Below are 18,855 nucleotides of genomic sequence, written 5' to 3' on the forward strand. Positions count from 1 at the left end.
GTTGTTTATGCCGCCCAGCACTATCTCTGCCCCGACGCATAAGGACGATGAAACTACAGAACTGCTAAGCGCTTCGAAGCCTTCGCGGATATTCGTATCTCGTCTGTTTCAGGACCCCAGCTTCCAACGGACAAGGGCGGCACCGGTCACGGTGTTGTAGGCGTGGCAGCGGAGTCGATGCCGGGCACATCACCCGCGATGCTTTTGATCTTGGCGACCAGCGCGTCCGGCGTCGACGGGTCATAATCGTCGCCGTTGATCTTGATGGTCGGGGCTGCGGTAATGTTTGCGGCCGCTGCCTCACCGGTGACCTTGGAGAGGTATTTCCCGCTGTTGACGCAGTCCGGGACCGTACCGACCACACCGGCCATTCGGGCGATCTCGATCAATTTCGCGTTGTCGGGGAAACTGGTGCCACGTTCATAGGGCTGGATGCCGGTGGTGTAGAGCGCGGTGTGGAAACGGCGGAACGCGTCGGTGGACTCATCGGCGACGCACAGGGCCGCCGCGCCCGCCCGCGACGAGTAATTCTGGCTTTTGGCGCTGTCGAGGATGGACACCATGGAGTAATCGGCGGCGATAGCGCCGATGTCGACGAGCTTCGATATCGTCGGACCGAAAGTACGCTCGAAATTACCGCAGGAGGGACAAAGAAAGTCCTCGTAGAAGGACATCACAGCTTTGGGGTTGCTGGTCTCAGGTTGGGTGACCAGCTTGCTCGACGCCACCCGCACTGTATCGCCAGCACCCTGTTCCGATGTTGTCGGAGATGACGATGTTGTCGGAGATGACTCGGACGGTCGGTGTTTGACGAGGGCGGGAATGCCGAAGGCCGCCGCGAGCATAGCGACAAGTGCAAACAGGCCGACGATGAGTGCAATTGTGGTGCGCCGACTGATGCTGCCGCCGCTTGTCGGTATGGGCGGTGTGGGTTGCGGCCGAGCCTGTTTCGCGGAGGCCAGAGACTCGGCCTTCAACGTCGTCGCCTGTGCGGTGACACGATTGCCTGCCCGCTCCGTCAGAGTTATGGGTGGCTGCTCTGTCGCCGGGAGAGTCAGGCGGCTTGGTGTCGGTCGGGGAATAGGTACGGTGAGGGCATCACGAGCGGCGTCGGCTAGCTCAATGGTGGTGGCATAGCGATGATTTGGGTCTTTGGCCATCCCGGTGGCGATGACTTCGTCGACCTGGTCGGGCACTTTCGGGCTGGTGATGGAGGGCCGTGGCGGCGGTTTATCCAAGTGCGCCCTCATCAGGCGTGGCATCGTGTCGGCGGGAAACGGTGTCTGGCCGGTCAGGCACTCGTACAGCACACACGCCAGTGCATAGATGTCGACGCGGGCGTCCTCTGCAACACCGGTGTCGTCCCAACGCTCCGGTGCCATGTAGGCGTAAGTGCCGATGACGCCGCCGGTCGCGGTCATTCGGGTCTGGTCCGCAGCACGGGCGATGCCGAAATCAATCAGGTAGGCGAAGTCGTTGTTGTCGAGCAGGATGTTGGAGGGTTTGACGTCGCGGTGCACGAGGCCAACCTGATGCGCCGCATTCAAGGCTAATGCGACACCTTCGATAATCCGCACCGCCTTCGCCGGTTCTAACGGCCCCTCGGCTAGCACGGTTTGCAAATCGCGGCCCTCGATCAACCGCATATCCACGTAAAGACGGCCATCGATCTCGCCATAGTTGTGAATAGGAACGACATGCGGGCTGTTGAGCTGCGCGGCGGCTTCAGCTTCGCGACGGAAGCGCTGTACAAATTCATTGTCATCAGCCAGATGAACTGGCAGCACCTTAATCGCCACAATACGCTTGGTCTCGGTGTCGTAAGCACGCCACACCTCACCCATGCCGCCACGGCCCACTAACGCCATCAACCGATAGCGCCCAAACGGCGTCCCGTCCATAATCAGCCTCCCAGCGGCCACGGTCCAAGACACGATAAGCCCGGCGAGGTCCTCGCACCCAGGAATCCCGACAGATGCGGACCGGGCAGTGCGGCCACTATCTTTCCCTTTCTGCTGAGAGGTTCTCAGGCTCCTTGTCCGTGGACTGGGCTACCTGATGGAGTGGATTGGTCGTCGTCGACAGGTCTTGTGTTCATAACGCACAGGTTGAGGCGGACGTCTTGCAAGATCCTTGGAATCACCTCACCCAGCGCATTATCACTGCATAACGATGCCGCATTCGGCGGTGCTCCTGTTGCGACTTCTGCGCTCGATCACATTGAAGAAAACAGCGCGGTGCCGCGCGGCTCACCGGTAGCATGTCAGGCGAATAAAGCTGATCTCTCCGGATGGTGAGATCATGAAGTCTGCCGGAGGCCGCCGTGTCTGAAAGCCCGCCCAGCCCCCCACCACCTCCCGACAACGACGGTGCGTGCACCGCCGCCACCGAACTACAGCCATTTGCCGCCGCCACCGCCCCGCGATTCAGATTTCGCGCCGATTGGCCCTCGAACCGATCAAATCAATCCAAATGCGAAAGTTTCGTTAATTCTTGGTTCGATTGGCTGGCTAATCTGCGGTGTCGGGTCAATCGCGGGGGTTTATTACGGAATTAAAGCGCTCGCCGAGATCAAGTCGACCGGCCAGGGTGGCCGACCCCTGGCGATAGCCGGCATAGTCATCGGGCTCATTACGTTCGTGTGGGGCGTGACCATTATCGTCGGGCAGGTCAACTCGTAGCCTGGCCGATCCAACCAGACAGAACTCTGACCATGTGCCTCAACGGCAGAAATTGGCACCCGAATCGCCAGTCAGGCCCACCGCGACGTCTTTCGATTTAATCAATCAGGGTTTCCAACGAGCCTAAGATGCATCTTCGGCTTGTGGAATCAATGGGGTGTCGTTCACATTTAAAACCTCGCGAACGCTAATGAAGGGTGGTAGAGATGACCGATGCATCGCCAGGACCAGGTTATTGGATGGCGTCAGATGGCAAGTGGTATCCACCGAAGTGGGAATACAGCTGGACCTCGAGGTACCACCGAGACTCGAGTGAAGCGATGCGCTTGGTGGGGGAACGAGCCGACCAGCTTGGGCAGCAGGGTTGGGAGATGGTGAACTACACGCAACAAGGAATGCCGGCTCAGGGCGGATTCACTCATCTGGTCGCAGCCTTTTTTCGGCGGCGGATAACTAACTAGCTGTCACGCGTCGGAGCGTCGGGGTGTGGGTGCCCGGATCCACCGCCACCCCGTCCAGGCCCTGGCCGACGGGCACCTTGGCGATGACCCGGTAAGTCGGACCAGTCGACGGCGCGGCCGGGCGAGAACTCGCAGCCGGACCTGCGGACAGGTCTACACCCACGACACCGAAGCGGCGATGAAAGCGGCAACCAGAGCGATCGCCGCGCGACCCATACCTACAGGGCGCGAGAGGATTTGATGGCCGCTCCCGTCTTATCGACGGGTCCGCTGCGGCAGGCCGACACCAGGAAGTTGGCGTGGCGCGACCACCTGTATGAGGTCATCGATCCGGACTGGCGGCGCGGTGAATACGACCACCGCCAGCTGTTATTAATGCCGAGCTTTGACAACCCTCGGACAAGCTGTCATCGGTGCCGGCGCTCGGGATTTCCGCTCCCGTCGCGGCACAACCGACTGTGCTTTGTCTTCGGCGCGCAAATCGCGCCGCCGGGCGCGTGTCGTAGTGGCGGTCTATCGGGTATCCGCATTGCGCCGCGCCGAATAATTGATCGACATCGCCCGGACCATCCCCGGGTCGTCGATCACTGCTTGGTGGCCGTGAAGGTGTCGTGGCAATACCCACCAGGACCCATAGCCGAGCCGTCTTCAGTCCACTCGCCGTCCCGGATGACGGTGCGACCGCCTTCGGTGGCGAAGACACCCCGCCACGTGGCTGTGTAACTGTAACCCTGGTCTGGGAACGTGCCGGTGGCCACGAACGATCCGTCGGCGTTCAAGGGGCCGTTGATACCACCTGGGCCTCCGACTCCGATGTGGATCGTGTTGCCTTGCTGGGTAATGGTTAAGGGCCCGTCAGGCCACGGCGTCGTCGTGCGCCCGCTGCAGACCGAGGAAAGGTAGTGAAACAGGTAGGTGCCGCTGAACGTCGGTTGGGCCAATGGTGCGGCTCCCGCGGCGGGCGGGGGTGTCGTTGTTTGTGCTGCGGTCGGGTGGGGTGGTTCGGGGCGTAGCAGGATCAACGCGATGACTAGGGCGATGACGGCGGCAGCTGTTGCGGCGGCGACGCCAATGACCTTCCCGCGAGTGAGGATTATGGTGCCGGGTTTGGCGGCGGCTGCACCGGCCCCGGTGGTGGTGGCGGCGCTCGCGGTTCCGGTCAGGGTGGTTCCGGCGGCGACGGTGGCTGCGGTCGAACCGATAGCGCCTAGTCCGGCGGCGGCCAGCCAGCGACGGCCATGGGTTTCCTCGATCGCCGCTTCGAGTCGGGTCAGCAGCGTTTCGGCGTCGGTGGGCCGATCATCGGGCCGCGGATGCAATCCGGTGCTCAGGACCGCGGCCACCGGTGCCTCGATCCCGCCCAGTTGCGGTGCGGCGGTGGCCTGTTCACGGGTCAGGGCCAGGCTGCTCGCGGTGGTGAATAGTCGCGCGCCTTTGAGCAGTTCGGCCAACACGACGCAGCTGCTGTACACGTCGGAACGCTTGTCGACGGGTTGGCCCGCGGCGGCCTCGGGCGCCATGTAGCCCGGGGTGCCGCCCAGACTGAGGTGACCCGGGCTGACCGCGAGACCGAAGTCCACCAGCATCGGTGTGCCGCTCTGGTCGATCAAGATGTTGGCCGGCGTGATGTCACCATGGATCACATCACGCCCGTGGGCGTAGGAAAGACCGTGCAGCGCACCATGGACCAACGCCAGCGCATCGATGGCGCGCAGTTTCCCGGTCACGGCCAACACCGCCGATAGCGGTGCGCCGGTGATCCACTGTTCGATCAGCCACACGCCCTCGGCGTCCTCGAGGACGTCATACACCGACAAGATGTTGGGGTGCCGCAACCCGGCCAAGGCGGCGGCCTCGCGGCGAGCCGCCTCACCGGCGCCAGAACCCGACAGCTGCTTGAGCGCCACCTCACGCTTGAGCCCGGGATCAAAGCCCTTCCAGATCGTGCTGTGCGCACCACGGGCCACCACCCCGACACGTTCGTAACCACCGATCATCAAAACCTCCCAAGGGTTTAGTGCCGGTAGATCACAGGACCATCAACATCAAAGCACCACCACAGACGCAGCCGCAGGCAATCGACGCTCCCGAATACTGCAAGCGGTGATGGACAAGAGATAAGCCCCGAAATCACCAGCCTTGCGCACGGTTCTCGGCATTCCCCGTCGAACCCAACGATCACGGGCCGCCGCCGACGCTGAGAACACCTCGCCCTCGTGTCAGCAGCGGCGAAGACCAACGTCGTCGGGGCGCGACCGGCAAGCGCCGCTCCCCACCAGGCGACAGACGCCGGAGATGGGGGCGATCGTGCTCACGCTGGGCTCACGGGCGCACCAACCCCGAAGGCTGGTTACGGGTTTGCGCGACAGCCGCCGTCGAGCGCGGTCGTCATGGGCTAGGTCGGCCGACGTGTGTCGCGACCACGGTTGTCGTCTATCCGGAGGCCAGCCGAATCCAGCCAGTTGCGAGTTGTTGGCCTTAGCCCACAGCCGGGGACCGCTTGTGAGATCATTTGCTTTCTAGCAGCTCTAATACGGTTGCCAGGAGGAGAGTGTGGATGACCCGCAGGCAGCAACGCCGATTCAGGAGACTTCCAAACCCTTGGGCTACCTCGTTGCACACGTTGACGGCTCGGACTTGGTCGCCCCGATTTTCGATCAGCTTTACGTCGGTCGCGAGTGCAGCGGGATCAGCCGAGAACGCCGACTCCTGATCCCCGAGGCGGCGATCTCGCGGAACCACTGTGAGATCCGCCTAGACCTTGCCGCTGATCAAGCTTTCATAATCGATACCAGCAGCAATGGGACATGGCTCAATGGTCGACGGTTGGAGCGCACCCTGCCGGTGCCCATTCACGCGAATGACCGAATTCGGATCAGCAAAGTTGAGTTGACGTTCCAGACGGACCGATTCACTGCGATCAAGCAATTCGATCCAAATTTCACCTACAAGGAGATCAACGAGGCGGCGATGGTGATGGTGGTCGGCGACATCACCAACTACTCGACAATCTCGCAAGTCACAGACCACAAGCTAATCGCGTCGGGTTTGCAAACGCTCTGGCAGCACCTTGGTGACGTCCTGCGCGAATATCAGGGCACGCTCAACCACTACGCCGGCGATGCGCTGTATGCAGTGTGGGAATTGGAGACGTTCCCGCAAGCCAACGAGCTCGGGATCGACTTCGCACTCGCCGCGAACCAACGGGTCGAAAGGGTCGGTGGCGAACTCCCCTTTCGTCAGGAGGACGGGTCACCCATTCAGATGGGCTGGGGTGTGGTGCAGGGAAAGGCCGCGCTTACCGCGATGGCGAGAATGTCCGAGGCGGTTCTTGGCGACACGACAAACCTCGCGTTTCGTCTATCTGGCATAGCGGGCCGAAGCGGGCGCGCGCCCGTGATGGTCACCGATGCCGTGCACGCCGCCGCAGAGGCGCAATACCGTTGGGGCCATCCTGAGCAGGTCGAAATTAAAGGCCGACACGGAAGGGAGACCGTATACCCCGTGCTGGCTCGTTTATGACTGGACCAACATTGTCGTAACCGACGCCTGAAACGGATTGGCGCGCACTTCCTATTTCCGGTCAGCGCATACTGAGGACCCACCTCAAGCCTGGAGCGAATTTGCCGAAGCTCTTTGTCTCATACGCGCGCCAGAACCAGCGCGCGCTCAATGAGTTGGTTGACCATCTGAACCTGCTGGGTTTCGAAACGTGGGTGGACCCATCGCGCTGGGGCGGCCAGAATTGGTGGGACGCGATTTTGCGGCAGATAGCCGAGTGCGACACGTTCATCGCCGTCATCTCGCGCGACGCATTGAGCTCCGAGACTTGCAAACGTGAATTTGATTGGGCTCAGGCGCTGGGCAAACCTGTGTTGTCGGTGGCGGTGGAACCCCCTGATGCGGCTGTGCTGCAGCGTATTTCGATCCGACGGATCGTTGACTATTCGAACCCAAAGCAACGGGGCGCTTCAACGTTGGCGGGTAGCCTTAGCGCTTTGCCACAGGCGCCGTCACCACCGCCGGCGCCGCTACCTGTGCCGCCCGAAGCCCCGCTGGGCTACCTGACCGAGCTAGTCGATCAGGTGTCGTCACCGGAGCCCCTCACCGAAAACTGGCAACGCGAAATCAACCAGCAGTTGCAAGCGGCCCTGCGTTCTGTTGACTCGGAGGAGCGACAAGCGGCGTGCGAGGTTCTCGACGTGTTCAAAAGTCGGCACGACCTGCATGTCGACATCCCCAACATCGCCACTCAACTGCCGCGGACCCCGACCGCCCGCCCAGAGCATCCGGTTTCCGACGCCGCGGCAGTGGCCGCCTCCACCCTGACCGAACCGCAGGCAGCGACCGACGGCGCGGGTCTGCGTGGGTTTGACGGGCACGTCACTGTGAGCCCAGCTGGTGGGCTAACCATCGGTCGAACGCCCGAGACCGAGGCTGTGGTGTCATCCCTATCAGCTGAACTAGCGATGACAATGATCGGCGACGATTACCGCTATGTGGGCGAACTCGGTGCGGGGGGAGGCGGCACCGTCGTGCTCGCGCGCCATGTGCCGATGGATCGGTTGGTCGCGGTCAAAGCGGTTACGGGATCGTCACGTTCGGAGATCGCCCGATTGCGCCGCGAAGGCAGAGTGCTTGCAGCACTCCACCACCCGTCCATTCTCAATATCTTCCGGCTGTTCGAACACGACCACGTCATCGCGTTGATTACCGAATACCTCGAAGGAGGCAACTTCGACGACGCCCTCGACGGGGAACGACTATCGGGACGAGCGGTGGCCGACGTACTCCTGCAAGTCGGCTCGGCGCTGCGAGCCGCGCACGCTGCCGGCATCGTGCACCGCGACGTGAAACCGACCAATGTCCTGCTGGCCAAGGAGAAACGCGCCGTGTTGGCCGACTTTGGCCTCAGCCGCCTCGGCGGCGAATTCAGGACCGCGACCGGCACGATCACCGGAACACCCCTCTATATGTCACCCGAACAAATCACTGCCCCCAACGTCGAGGCGCCAACACTGGACGTATATTCCTACGGTGCAATGGTTTATCGCGCCTTGACAGGCCAACCACCATTCTGCGCTACGGATCTAAAAACCCTCGCTGACCTTCACCTCCGCGCGCTGCCGTTGCCCCTAGATCAGCTACGGACAGGTGTGCCGCGAGCCGTGTCCGCTGCTGTGCTCGGCATGCTCGCCAAAAACCCAAGTGACAGGCCCACATTGAAAGAAGTCGACGCCGCATTACGCGCCGTCGAACCCCAACAGTGGGACGCACTATTGCCGCAAGCGGAGGCAACAGCGACGGTCGGTGAATGGACGGGCGGCGGGGCCGAATCGGCAAGCTTCCCAAACACTCCCATCCTCTCACCGGGCAAAGCGAAGCGGGCGATAACGACCCTCGAGCAGCCGGTGTTTCGGCCTAAACGCACGCCCCGGTATGGGATCCTTGCCGTTGCCGCGGGCATCTTGGCGGGCCTGGCGCTGGGCCTGATAATCCTGCTCATCATCTAGACTTGGTACCAACCGACTCGGCGATCGCCCGGCGCGTCGCCGCCGCGCCTGTACCGCTGTCGCCGATACCAGTCACAGAACGTCGCCACGGGCAGCGCACCGTGAATCAAGGCCAGAGCGTCGATCGCCCGCAGTTTCCCGGTCACGGCCAACACCGCCGATAGCGGTGCGCCGGTGATCCACTGTTCGATCAGCCACACACCCTCGGCGTCCTCGAGGACGTCATACACCGACAAGATGTTGGGGTGCCGCAACCCGGCCAAGGCGGCGGCCTCGCGGCGAGCCGCCTCACCGGCGCCAGAACCCGACAGCTGCTTGAGCGCCACCTCACGCTTGAGCCCGGGATCAAAGCCCTTCCAGATCGTGCTGTGCGCACCACGGGCCACCACCCCGACACGTTCGTAACCACCGATCATCAAAACCTCCCAAGGGTTTAGTGCCGGTAGATCACAGGACCATCAACATCAAAGCACCACCACAGACGCCACCACACCACACCGCAACCCCCTTTCTCTTGACTGTCCTCTGAGTACGGTCCCGACGGGTGCTCAGTGGAGGAAACCCAGAGGTGCATCCGTCAACCACCGATGCGTGTCGCAGCGGCGTTCTATCGGATATGCCGGATTGCGCCGAAGAATTGATCGCAATCTCCAGGACCATCCTGGGTTGTCGTTCACTGCTTGATGGCCGTCCAGGTGCCGTGACAGAACTTGTCGTCCCATGTGCCATCGCGGATGACGCTGCGGCCGCCTTCGGTGCCGAAGACACCTTGCTCGGTGAGGTAGTCGTATGGGCCGTTAGGCCCGGCCGCCACGAACGATCCATCGGCGTTCAACGGGCCGGAAAACCCTCGGATAGTCACCGTGTTGCCTTGAAGGCCGACCGAGACGGGGAAATCATTTTGACCTGCAGGAAGACCGAAGGAGCCGCAATGGTAAGTGACGTAATGCCACGTGTACACGCCGGCGACCGTCGGTTGGGCCACTGGCGCGGCTGCGGCTGCGGCGGCGGGCGGAGTGGTGGTTGGTGCTGCGGTCTGATGCGGCGGTGGTGGTGTGGGGCGTAACAGCAGGAACACCGCCACTAGCGCGATGACAACTGCACCCGTTGCGCCCGCAGCTACCAGCTTGCCGCGGCTGAGGATCGAGGTGCCGGGTTTGGCGGCGGTGGCCGTGGTCGCACCGGTGGCGGTGGTGGCACCGGTGGCGGCGGTCAGGGTGGTTCCGGCGGCGATGGTGGCTGCGGTCGAACCGATAGCCCCCAGTCCGGCGCCGGCGAGCCAGCGACGGCCATGGGTTTCCTCGATCGCCGCTTCGAGTCGGGTCAGCAGCGTTTCGCCATCGGCGGGCCGATCATCGGGTCGCGGATGCAACCCGGTGCTCAGCACCGCGGCCACCGGTGCCTCGATCCCGCCCAGTTGCGGTGCGGCGCTGGCCTGTTCACGGGTCAGGCCCAGGCTGCTCTCGTGGGTGAACAGTCGCGCGCCTTTGAGCAGTTCGGCCAACACGACGCAGCTGCTGTACACGTCGGAACGCTTGTCGACGGGTTGGCCCGCGGCGGCCTCGGGCGCCATGTAGCCCGGGGTGCCGCCCAGGCTGAGGTGACCCGGGCTGACCGCGAGACCGAAGTCCACCAGCATCGGTGTCCCCGCGGGGTCAATGAGAATGTTCGACGGTGACACATCGCCATGTACGACATCGCGCCCGTGGGCGTAGGCCAACCCGCTCAGGGCACCATGGACCAACGCCAGCGCATCGATGGCGCGCAGCTTGCCACTACGTGCCAGCACCGCCGCCAGCGGCGCTCCGTTAACCCACTGCTCGACCAACCACACGCCGTCGTCGTCGAACACATCGTAAACCGACACGATGTTCCGATGCTGCAGACTAGCCAAGGCTGTGGCCTCGCGGCGGGCCGCGGCGGCGGCATCGCCCGCGGTAAAATGCTTCAGTGCCACCTCACGCTTGAGCGCGGGATCAAATCCCTCCCACACCGTGCTGCGAGCACCGCGTGCCACCACACCAACCCGCTCATAGTCCCGAAGCATCACAACCTCCAGCCATCACCAACTATGCAGATTGAATCAAGAACTCCGCACAATTACCCAGAAACCATTTGTTATTCAGCCGCTCTTACCCGTGATTAAGGCCAGAAACCCCGAAGGGTGCCATCCGCAACCTCATAATCTGTGCGCACCCGACGAATCTTGTATTCCCGTGTTAACCACCGGCTGCTGCCGCCAATCAAGGCAATGTTGAGGCAGTCTTCTTGGAAGATTCTTGCCGAGTAAAGCGACGCTCGCCGGCTGGTCACAGAAGACCAGGAACGCATACGGCGGGCGGCTCGAGTCGGGTGTCCAGGCCGGTATGAGCCGCCTGCCCCCGGTCCACCAAGCCGGTCACGCTGGTGTGGGGCCAGCGGGACCACTGCTTCACCCTGGGCTTGGGTCGATGGCTGGCCGGGTGGTTCAGCAACGAGAAGTTAGTCGAGGTGCCCGACGCGAAAACCTTTGTCGCCCTTGATCAGCCAGACGTAGTGATCGACGCGATTGCGGCAATGAATGCGGAGAGGGCGTAGCACCCTGCGGTCGGCCCTGCGCACGGACCCCTAGATCGACCCCGTCAGCTGACGCAGCGTGCTTTGCCGACGCGACGCCAAAGAGCCCGACGGTCGGCTGAACATCACAGCACAGCGCAGTGGACACCACCACGACAGAGTCGAGCTCGGCTGGCACTCTGCGCTGTGACCGACCGGTACTGCCGCTCCCCTGCGATGAATAGGACGGGTGCGAATACGTAGCCGTGTGATGAGACGCGACATAATGTGCGTGACGCGCGGCTGATAGATCACCGTCAAAAGTCCCGACCCGATGCACAACGTTCACCGCTTGCGTGTGGGTGAGCCCGAGTGTGTCGGCAATTGGTTGGGCGGCCCCACAATGGGACACTGACGTCACCGATGACTCGGAGGCTTGGAGCGCGATGGGCGGAACTCGTCTCAAGTTCGGTCTTCTGGGGCCGTTGCTGATGACCGTGGCTGGCACACCCGTGGCGTTGGGTACGCCCAAGCAGCGGGCAGTGTTGGCCATGCTGCTGATTAACCGTAATCGCGCGATCGGCACGGAGTCGTTGATTGACGCCACCTGGGATCAATCGCCGGTGCCGGCGGCACGTACCAGCATTCACACCTACGTGTCTCGCCTGCGCCAAGCCCTCGGCAGCGCGGGCGTGGATGCCTACCAGATGTTGGCTAGCGTATCGCCGGGGTATCGACTTACCGTCGCTGACGGTGACTGCGATCTGGACCGCTTCATCACCAACAAAAATGCTGGAATGCACGCTGCGGCAACGGGTCGATTCGAGCAGGCCAGCAGTCACTTGTCGGCGGCGCTGGACCGATGGCGCGGGCCGGTACTCGATGACTTGCGCACCTTCGCTTTCGCCCAGGAGTTCGCCACCGCGCTGACAGAGGACTATATGTTGGTTCACATCACGCGAGCAGAAGCTGAAATTGCTTGCGGGCGCGCCGCTTCCGTTATTGGCGACCTCGAAGCGCTAGCCACCAGGGATCCTTACCGCGAACCGTTATGGGCGCAGTTGATTACTGCTTATTACGTTGCTGAACGTCAGTCAGATGCTCTGGAGGCCTATCGGCGACTTAAGACGGTGCTGGCCGAGGATCTGGGCATCGACCCGGGTCCCACAGTGAGCGCCCTGCATGCGCGAATCCTGCGCGGAGAGCGCCTGGACACTAAGCACGCCGCCAAGACGACCGCAAAACGCGGCAACGCCACCACGCACACGATCGGGACCCGCGAGTCGATTGTCGCCAGGCTGCGCGACGCTGCCGGACGGCACTATCCGCTACAAGAGGCGGCCACCCGGATCGGGCGCCTCTCGGATAACGACATCGTTCTAAACGCCGACGATGTCAGCAGGCACCACGCCGTAATCATCGACACCGGAGGCAGTTTCGTGATTACCGATTTAAGATCAGCCAACGGCGTACAAGTACAACACGAGAAACTCCATCCCAGCGCCACCCTCGCCGATGGCGACCACATCAACATCTGCGGACACCAGTTCACCTTCGAGATCCAACGATTCTGAGTTCGGCCGCTCCACCCGACCCTGAGCAAGGCCGGTGGGATGGCCATACATAAGCAGCAACCTCAATCCCGAGTACCATGATTCACCGATGCGAGGGCGACGACATCAGGGGCTTGGATCGAAGTTGCCTTCCATCTCCCCGATGGCCTGTTTCGGAAAGGTGCCGGTTCGCCTGGGCGAGGCTATCCCTCAGGTGTCGCGGCCGATAACTGAGAATACGGTCTCCGTCCCGCGGCGGCCCTTGATCTCGACGAGTTCACTTTCACCCCATGCGAATTCGGGTGTGACGGTGCGGCGCACGCTCCTAGTCGCCATCACCGCTGCTCGCCCTTGACGGCAGCAATTCCAGCTAATCGGAACGCAACGTTGGCCGCATCGCCGATTACCGCGTCGGCCGATCGGGCATGGCAGCCAGCGCAGCTTTGCCCTGCACCACACCCCCCGGCCCACTGGATTGGCGAACCGTCTGGGCCGTGCAGCGGGAGCTCAGGGCCAAGATCTTCGACAAGCCGATTCGCCCCGAGCGCATAGTTGATAGCCCGCCGAGCAGCATCCGGGAACCTGCTCAGCTCCCATACCGCGAAGAGCGCATCGCCGGGCGTAGTAGCTCAGCGTGCCCTGATGGGTGCGCAGCACGTCGCGCAGCTGTTGCCAGAGCGTGTGCAGACTGCGCGCCATGACCGCTTCGTCGGTCACCTGTGAGATGGTCGAGTAATTAATGATGTCGCCAACCACCATCACCATGGCGGCCTGGCCGATCCGGGCACGTTTGCGCCGCAACGTAGTTGGCTTAACGGTGGTAAACCGCTGCGAACGGAAGATCAGCACAACGTCGCCGATTCGGATTTGATCGCCCGGCCGGATCGGCAGCCCAACGGCGCGTTCTATCCGCACGCCGTTGAGCAAGGTGCCGTTGCTACTTGTGTCGATCACGAAGGCGTGATCGCCTGCAGCGTCCAGTCGGATTTCGAGGTGGGTTCGCAAGATTTCGGGATCATCGATCCGGCCCAGAGCACGAAAACTGAGCCGACAGTTGCTGTTATCGACCAGAACCACACCTTGCGGGACCGCAGCCAGCGTCTGAGCGAAAAGGGGTCGGGAGAGGGGTTTCTCAATCATGCAACGGAATGTACTGCTCAGGTTAGAACCCTGGGATCAAAAACTGCGACTGACCAGCGGATACGTCCGTGTCGCTCGCGGAGGGTAGCGTGTTCGAACGGTATGGTGATTCGAACATATTTTCGATCTGGAAGGCTTACTGCATGTCCGACCGATCAGCAATCGAATGGACCGAGGCCACCTGGAACCCCGTCACCGGCTGTGATCGCGTCTCCGCCGGCTGCGAGCACTGCTATGCGATGACCCTGGCGAAACGCCTGAAGGCGATGGGCTCCGCGAAGTATCAGAATGATGGTGACCCTAGGACTTCCGGGCCCGGTTTCGATGTCACCATCCATCCTCAGGCGCTCGATGAGCCTTACCGGTGGCGCAGCCCGCGGACGGTGTTCGTCAATTCGATGAGCGACCTCTTCCACGCCCGAGTGCCGCTTGGCTTCATCCGTGACGTCTTCGACGTGTGCCGCGATACTCCGCATCACACGTATCAGGTGCTGACCAAGCGCAGCCTGCGGCTGCGGAGGGTCGCCGACAAGCTTGACTGGCCGCAGAATCTTTGGATGGGCGTCTCGGTGGAGAACGCCGAGGCGCTCCCGCGCGTCGACCATCTGCGTGCCGTGCCGGCCGCGGTGCGGTTTTTGTCGTGCGAACCGCTACTCGGACCACTTTGCGGCTTGGGCCTCGGCGGTATCCAGTGGGTGATCGCCGGGGGTGAATCCGGACCCAACTACCGACCGGTCGATATCAACTGGGTCCGCGAGATCCGCGACACCTGTCAGGACTCCGGCGTCGCATTCTTCTTTAAACAGTGGGGCGGCCGGACACCGAAAACCCTTGGCAGGGAACTAGATGGGCAACTCTGGGACGAGATGCCCACCCGTCAGCTCGCCGTCTGATTCGGGGTCACTCGCAAGTTCTCGACCTTGCCACCTACGCCGGTGCTTGGTGTCTCGCCGGATTTGTGGAGCTCTTTTACCGCTTTCCGGGCGGCCGATTCGCGCACCCGACCGAGGTATTCACCGAAGACCTGGACCGGGTCGTCGCCGAGGCGGACTTCGCCTCTCCTGGCCACAAGCTTCCGAATGTTTTCGGCGATGACCGGAATCGCTTTGCGCTCAACGTCTTCGATGTGCGGATTGACATCAAACAGGCCGGGCCCAGCCTGCTGCTCTTGCTCTGCACGGACCTGCGCCCACCAGTCTTCGATCGCCTTGGCGGTGCAGTGGGCGAAGTGCCAGACGCCGGCCGGGTGACGTGTCGCGAAGATCAGGTGATAGATGGGCTTATGCGTCGGGGCGCGCTGGACGGGGACACCGATCAGCGTGGTTCGCGTTGCCTTAGCCAGCCTTTTGGCGAATTCCTGCACCACGCCGTTGACGGCCTCGTCGGTGACACCGTTGGCGAAGTATTCTCGCCACCAGTCGCCGCCGAGGCTGACATCCAGGGTCTTCATTGTCTTCTCGCTCGGTGTCTTCGAGGTGACGTGGCCGCCGATCCGCCGAACCGCTTCCAGGCTGAAATTGATCAGCGCCTCCGTCGGCGGCCACGGCTTGGCGCCTCCACGATTCAACGCTGCGACGAGGTCGTCGAACGGTATGCCGACGCCGCAGGGATCCAGAAACAGGAACGCCGGCAACGTCGAGAAGCTCGGAAGGCTTTCCCCAAGATAATTGCTCGCGTCGTCGCGCCGAGTGTGGACCTCGATATTCTTCTCGCGGTACTTCCCGCAGAGCTCTTCCAGGGCTGCAAACGACTCGGGATCCTTCTCGCACAGGTATAGCGATATCGGCGTTTTGTCAGGTCCATATTGTCGGCCGACCGCGAACTCGAGCATCTGGCCAGCCGAACCAAGCGCACCATTCTCGTAGACCCCGCGGCCGGCGAAACCATCGAAATAGGCTGCTCTGCCCGCGATCGACGACGTCCTGATCAGGAACACCGGCAGATAACGCTTCAACAGGCAGTGCTTGAGAACGCCGGGAAGGCGTGCGTCTTTCCAGTACTTCTCATTCGCTCCGGTCGCCACTCAACACCTCTCTGATGCTGCCGCGGGGTTTGCCCAGGCTGACGTTGGGCATGCTTTGCATCATGCTCCTTGCGGCCGACGTCAGACGGTCTAAACGCGGGGCAAATCCTCATGCGATCACTTGACCCCCGAAGATCCTGCGTTGTGCTGGATCGTCTGCGGCGCGGCCAAGCGGTGGCACTCAACTCCCTATGACTAGGGCACAATCGCGGAATGGGCGTCCCGGAGGCGGTGTTTGGTCGCGTGGTCCAGTTCACCGGCGAAAGCCTTAAGCCCGGCACCGCGTTCCTTGTCGGACAAGGGGATAACCAGGTGCTCGTTACAGCAAAACACCTCTGCATCGACGAACCGGAAGAAACAGTAACCATCAGGCATCCGTCGACCAACGGCGGATTTGCCTATCAACCCACGCTCAGCCGTGTCGGCATGAACGCTGTGCCTACTGCCGACTTCGCCATATTTGCTATGGGCAGCAGCCCCGTCGAAGTGGGGGTCGACGTGCCGCTGAACTCTGACCTATTCGTCTACGGTCAGGACGCCTTTATTCTCGGGTACCCACATAGTCTTGGCCTGCGGCCAAGAGGAACGGTCCAGAACATGCCATTCGTCAAGCGGTGCATTCTCAGTGCATGGGAGACCGATGATGACAGTGTCGCCATCTTCTACATCGATGCGATCGTCAATCCGGGGTTCTCGGGTGGACCTCTAGCCTTCTTTGAGGCCGATACCAAGCAGTGGAGATTCGCCGGGGTCATAGTTCGAAACATGACCGCGCCTCTGTGGGAGCCGACGCCCGCGGACCCCAATCCGCCGATCGGCCCGGCAGGCATAGGTCATGTGATCGACGCGTCGACTATCAAGCGCGCGCTTGCATGAGAGTGGGCTCGGCTCTAATCGGGCTCGCTTCGACGGAACCGCTGGTATGCCGCCTGTTGGCATACGCCGAGCGCAGCACCGATCATCGCCCAGGTGTCGCCCGCCGCGCGGGCAGCAGCGACAACATCGTCCAACTCGGCCGACGCAGAACCGACTGCCTCGGTCGCGGCGACGATGCGGCGGAAATGGGTGGCGTCCCGCGCATCCTTCCGGTCCGGCTCAACATCATCCAGCCAGGCGTTGATCTCTTCGGCGGTCGGATCGTCCTTCACCTTCACTCGTCTCGCGTTATTGCCGCTGCCCCAGGCTGCACGAGTATCCAGTGGCGGGGGCGACCCCGAGACTTGTAGTCGAACTCAAGGCCGAGCGATTGCCGCCACTCCTCCGCTAGCTCGACGCTGCTTTCCCACGCCCAGTGCGCGACACTCGGAGCTTCTCGAAATCTCTCTTAAGGCGTTCATGGAAGTCGGTCCATCACCGCGTCGAAGTGCTCGTCAGCACGTCTCAGAGCGTTTCCCGCAACCAGACTCCGACCGCGTGTGGACCTGGTTTAGCAGTAACCGTATTCCTGAAGAGTGGCAGTAGCTTCAGATCGCACGGGCTCGTCCAACTGCTCACATACCTGACACCAACCGGAGAGCGCTTCCGGGAAGTCACTTGCAGCGGAAATGGAGCGCGTAACAATCCCAGCCATGTCGTCGTACGCAGGCAAATCGTGCCAAAACATGGGCTCTGTGGGAACTTGGAACTGCCCAGATTCGCCTACGCCTTCCAAGAGCACCGACCCGCGCCATATCCCGTCGCCTACCTCGGAAAGGGGCGCGATGATCGTCTCGTCTACTCCGTCCTCACGCGTCCATTGCAATACGGCGGCCTCGCCTGCCCATCTCGACGCTGTCGTCTCGAACGCCGCCTCCACCGCTTGATCCGGACGGACCTGAATTTCCACATGCAATGCTCCATCCGCAGTCCTGAAATCCTGCGCTACCGTCGGAGCGGAAAAAGCTGTGGCATATACCGGTGTTTGCGTCTCTACGTCCACTAGCTCGGACCCGGCAACGTTATGCAATTTCGTCAGAGTTCCGTAGTAGACACCTGGTTTGATTCGTTCGAAGTGTACGAACCCATCGGTGAACCGACCGTAGAAGGCGCGCTCCGATTGCCTCAACACGATCCCGAGCATATCTGTGTCAAGATTTGTGTCCTCAATGAAAAGATCTAACGACCCATCTGGTTGCAAAATAGAGACAAAGCTCGCTGAACCTACTCTGGCCTCACAAGGCTCGGGAGAAGCCTCAAGTTTGAACTCGGCCAACAAAATCGCCAGGTCCTGCGATGAATGGTTTTCGCCAAGTTCAGATTGGAGGGATGCGACAGGGGCCAGCTTCAACAAATCAAGAACGCGGTTACCCCGGGGAGTCAAACGCCAAAGGACCCTCCGCCCGACTTTGCGTCGATCGACGAGTCCTCGATCGCTTAACCCCTTGGCGACGCGGCTCAGCTGACCCTCGTCCAGAGGGTGACCCTCTTTGCCAAGGACAGTCGCCAGGGATCTACCGGCGATGTCGGGCGTTCCCGCAACTGTAGATAGAAACTGCTTACGCAGGGAGCTTCCGGCTACGAAGTCGGCACTCACTTCAGTGCCCACAGCCGCAAGCCCAGCCTGAGCCATCTCTAGCCCGGCGGCGGTGAAATCCTGGCCCAGGTTCAACCGCCTGTTGCCGTCCATCGGTTCCTCATCAGCAGCCTCGATTAGCAAGTACAAGTCGCGTAACGAAGTTTCCGCTGACAGCAAAGCCGGTTCGTCCTTCTGGGCAATAGATAGGGCCAGCAGGTGGGCAACCCCACGAAACCATCGCTGGTTGAGGGAGCCATCTTGCAGGCCGACCAGGCCAGCGTCGATAAGCTCCTGGAATCGCGATCGTCGCCGCGAGCGCGTGTTATCGGCACCTTCGTCGGCTCCGTCCACAGCTAGCGTCCGCGCGGCACTCAGTTCGTCCGCGTACTTCTCAAATGCACTCACAACGCACCCCGCAGCCGGTTAGGGTCTCAACAGCAATACGACCTCCAGTA

The 18,855-nt window shown here is 61.9% G+C and carries 15 protein-coding genes and 1 pseudogene; 6 read left to right on the forward strand and 10 right to left on the reverse strand.

The window, feature by feature from the left end; genetic code table 11:
• Positions 1-146 precede the first annotated feature (146 nt).
• Together MNAB215_RS30675 and MNAB215_RS30680 are read right to left on the reverse strand one after the other, a co-directional pair.
• On the reverse strand, positions 147-845 hold the full coding sequence (locus MNAB215_RS30675; RefSeq protein WP_083746314.1) for a DsbA family protein: 699 nt from the start codon (positions 843-845) through the stop codon (positions 147-149).
• Between the two features lie 345 nt (positions 846-1,190).
• A pseudogene (locus MNAB215_RS30680) lies at positions 1,191-1,901 on the reverse strand (serine/threonine-protein kinase); the annotation flags it as partial.
• A gap of 468 nt (positions 1,902-2,369) precedes the next feature.
• Between MNAB215_RS30680 and MNAB215_RS30765 the strand changes: the two are divergent.
• Complete coding sequence (locus MNAB215_RS30765) at positions 2,370-2,681, forward strand: DUF4190 domain-containing protein (RefSeq protein WP_077079318.1); 312 nt, start codon at positions 2,370-2,372, stop codon at positions 2,679-2,681.
• Between the two features lie 1,045 nt (positions 2,682-3,726).
• Here the strand turns inward: MNAB215_RS30765 and MNAB215_RS29935 are convergent.
• Positions 3,727-5,139, reverse strand: coding sequence for a serine/threonine-protein kinase (locus tag MNAB215_RS29935; RefSeq protein ID WP_077079319.1), 1,413 nt, complete (start codon positions 5,137-5,139; stop codon positions 3,727-3,729).
• Positions 5,140-5,695: 556 nt separating this feature from the next.
• Here MNAB215_RS29935 and MNAB215_RS13570 point away from each other — a divergent pair.
• Both MNAB215_RS13570 and MNAB215_RS13575 read left to right on the forward strand, forming a co-directional pair.
• Positions 5,696-6,664, forward strand: coding sequence for an adenylate/guanylate cyclase domain-containing protein (locus MNAB215_RS13570; protein WP_245830304.1), 969 nt, complete (start codon positions 5,696-5,698; stop codon positions 6,662-6,664).
• Between the two features lie 101 nt (positions 6,665-6,765).
• Complete coding sequence (locus tag MNAB215_RS13575; protein ID WP_077079320.1) at positions 6,766-8,655, forward strand: protein kinase domain-containing protein; 1,890 nt, start codon at positions 6,766-6,768, stop codon at positions 8,653-8,655.
• Here MNAB215_RS13575 and MNAB215_RS13580 read toward each other — a convergent pair.
• Both MNAB215_RS13580 and MNAB215_RS29940 read right to left on the reverse strand, forming a co-directional pair.
• Entirely contained in the window at positions 8,652-9,071 is a 420-nt protein-coding gene (locus MNAB215_RS13580; RefSeq protein ID WP_077079321.1) for a protein kinase, read from the reverse strand. The two genes, MNAB215_RS13575 and MNAB215_RS13580, sit on opposite strands and share 4 nt — an antisense overlap.
• A gap of 257 nt (positions 9,072-9,328) precedes the next feature.
• A complete protein-coding gene (locus tag MNAB215_RS29940) occupies positions 9,329-10,702 on the reverse strand; it encodes a serine/threonine-protein kinase (protein WP_077079322.1) in 1,374 nt (457 codons plus the stop codon).
• 934 nt (positions 10,703-11,636) lie between these two features.
• On the opposite strand from MNAB215_RS29940, the gene MNAB215_RS13590 reads away from it, so the two are divergent.
• Entirely contained in the window at positions 11,637-12,764 is a 1,128-nt protein-coding gene (locus MNAB215_RS13590; protein WP_077079323.1) for a BTAD domain-containing putative transcriptional regulator, read from the forward strand.
• A gap of 189 nt (positions 12,765-12,953) precedes the next feature.
• Here MNAB215_RS13590 and MNAB215_RS30520 read toward each other — a convergent pair whose 3' ends face one another.
• Positions 12,954-13,079, reverse strand: coding sequence for a hypothetical protein (locus MNAB215_RS30520; RefSeq protein WP_281253322.1), 126 nt, complete (start codon positions 13,077-13,079; stop codon positions 12,954-12,956).
• Positions 13,080-13,250: 171 nt separating this feature from the next.
• Entirely contained in the window at positions 13,251-13,883 is a 633-nt protein-coding gene (locus tag MNAB215_RS13595) for an FHA domain-containing protein (RefSeq protein WP_083746116.1), read from the reverse strand.
• A 143-nt stretch (positions 13,884-14,026) separates the two neighbouring features.
• Here MNAB215_RS13595 and MNAB215_RS13600 point away from each other — a divergent pair, with 143 nt between their 5' ends.
• Positions 14,027-14,776 carry a DUF5131 family protein gene (locus MNAB215_RS13600; protein ID WP_077081992.1) on the forward strand — a complete coding sequence of 250 codons (750 nt, stop codon included), beginning with the start codon at positions 14,027-14,029 and terminating at the stop codon, positions 14,774-14,776.
• Here MNAB215_RS13600 and tcmP read toward each other — a convergent pair.
• Positions 14,761-15,906 (reverse strand): three-Cys-motif partner protein TcmP, encoded by a 1,146-nt coding sequence (gene tcmP / locus MNAB215_RS13605; protein WP_083746117.1) that lies wholly within the window; start codon positions 15,904-15,906, stop codon positions 14,761-14,763. The genes MNAB215_RS13600 and tcmP overlap by 16 nt on opposite strands.
• A gap of 213 nt (positions 15,907-16,119) precedes the next feature.
• Here tcmP and MNAB215_RS13610 point away from each other — a divergent pair, with 213 nt between their 5' ends.
• Positions 16,120-16,782, forward strand: coding sequence for a S1 family peptidase (locus MNAB215_RS13610; protein ID WP_077079325.1), 663 nt, complete (start codon positions 16,120-16,122; stop codon positions 16,780-16,782).
• 14 nt (positions 16,783-16,796) lie between these two features.
• Here MNAB215_RS13610 and MNAB215_RS13615 read toward each other — a convergent pair whose 3' ends face one another.
• Together MNAB215_RS13615 and MNAB215_RS13620 are read right to left on the reverse strand one after the other, a co-directional pair.
• Entirely contained in the window at positions 16,797-17,054 is a 258-nt protein-coding gene (locus MNAB215_RS13615) for a hypothetical protein (RefSeq protein WP_108637766.1), read from the reverse strand.
• Positions 17,055-17,332: 278 nt separating this feature from the next.
• Complete coding sequence (locus tag MNAB215_RS13620) at positions 17,333-18,805, reverse strand: MarR family winged helix-turn-helix transcriptional regulator (protein ID WP_077079326.1); 1,473 nt, start codon at positions 18,803-18,805, stop codon at positions 17,333-17,335.
• Positions 18,806-18,855: the final 50 nt, after the last annotated feature.

This window comes from Mycobacterium numidiamassiliense (assembly GCF_900157365.1).
Classification (GTDB): Bacteria; Actinomycetota; Actinomycetes; order Mycobacteriales; family Mycobacteriaceae; genus Mycobacterium; species Mycobacterium numidiamassiliense.

Coding starts and splice junctions, on each gene's coding strand:
- MNAB215_RS13595 (WP_083746116.1), bottom strand. CDS start 13,883: ATGATTGAGAAACCCCTCTCCCGACCCCTTTTCGCTCAGACGCTGGCT.
- MNAB215_RS30675 (WP_083746314.1), bottom strand. CDS start 845: ATGCTCGCGGCGGCCTTCGGCATTCCCGCCCTCGTCAAACACCGACCG.
- MNAB215_RS30520 (WP_281253322.1), bottom strand. CDS start 13,079: ATGGCGACTAGGAGCGTGCGCCGCACCGTCACACCCGAATTCGCATGG.
- MNAB215_RS29935 (WP_077079319.1), bottom strand. CDS start 5,139: ATGATCGGTGGTTACGAACGTGTCGGGGTGGTGGCCCGTGGTGCGCAC.
- MNAB215_RS13600 (WP_077081992.1), top strand. CDS start 14,027: ATGTCCGACCGATCAGCAATCGAATGGACCGAGGCCACCTGGAACCCC.
- MNAB215_RS29940 (WP_077079322.1), bottom strand. CDS start 10,702: ATGCTTCGGGACTATGAGCGGGTTGGTGTGGTGGCACGCGGTGCTCGC.
- MNAB215_RS13610 (WP_077079325.1), top strand. CDS start 16,120: ATGGGCGTCCCGGAGGCGGTGTTTGGTCGCGTGGTCCAGTTCACCGGC.
- MNAB215_RS13590 (WP_077079323.1), top strand. CDS start 11,637: ATGGGCGGAACTCGTCTCAAGTTCGGTCTTCTGGGGCCGTTGCTGATG.
- MNAB215_RS13580 (WP_077079321.1), bottom strand. CDS start 9,071: ATGATCGGTGGTTACGAACGTGTCGGGGTGGTGGCCCGTGGTGCGCAC.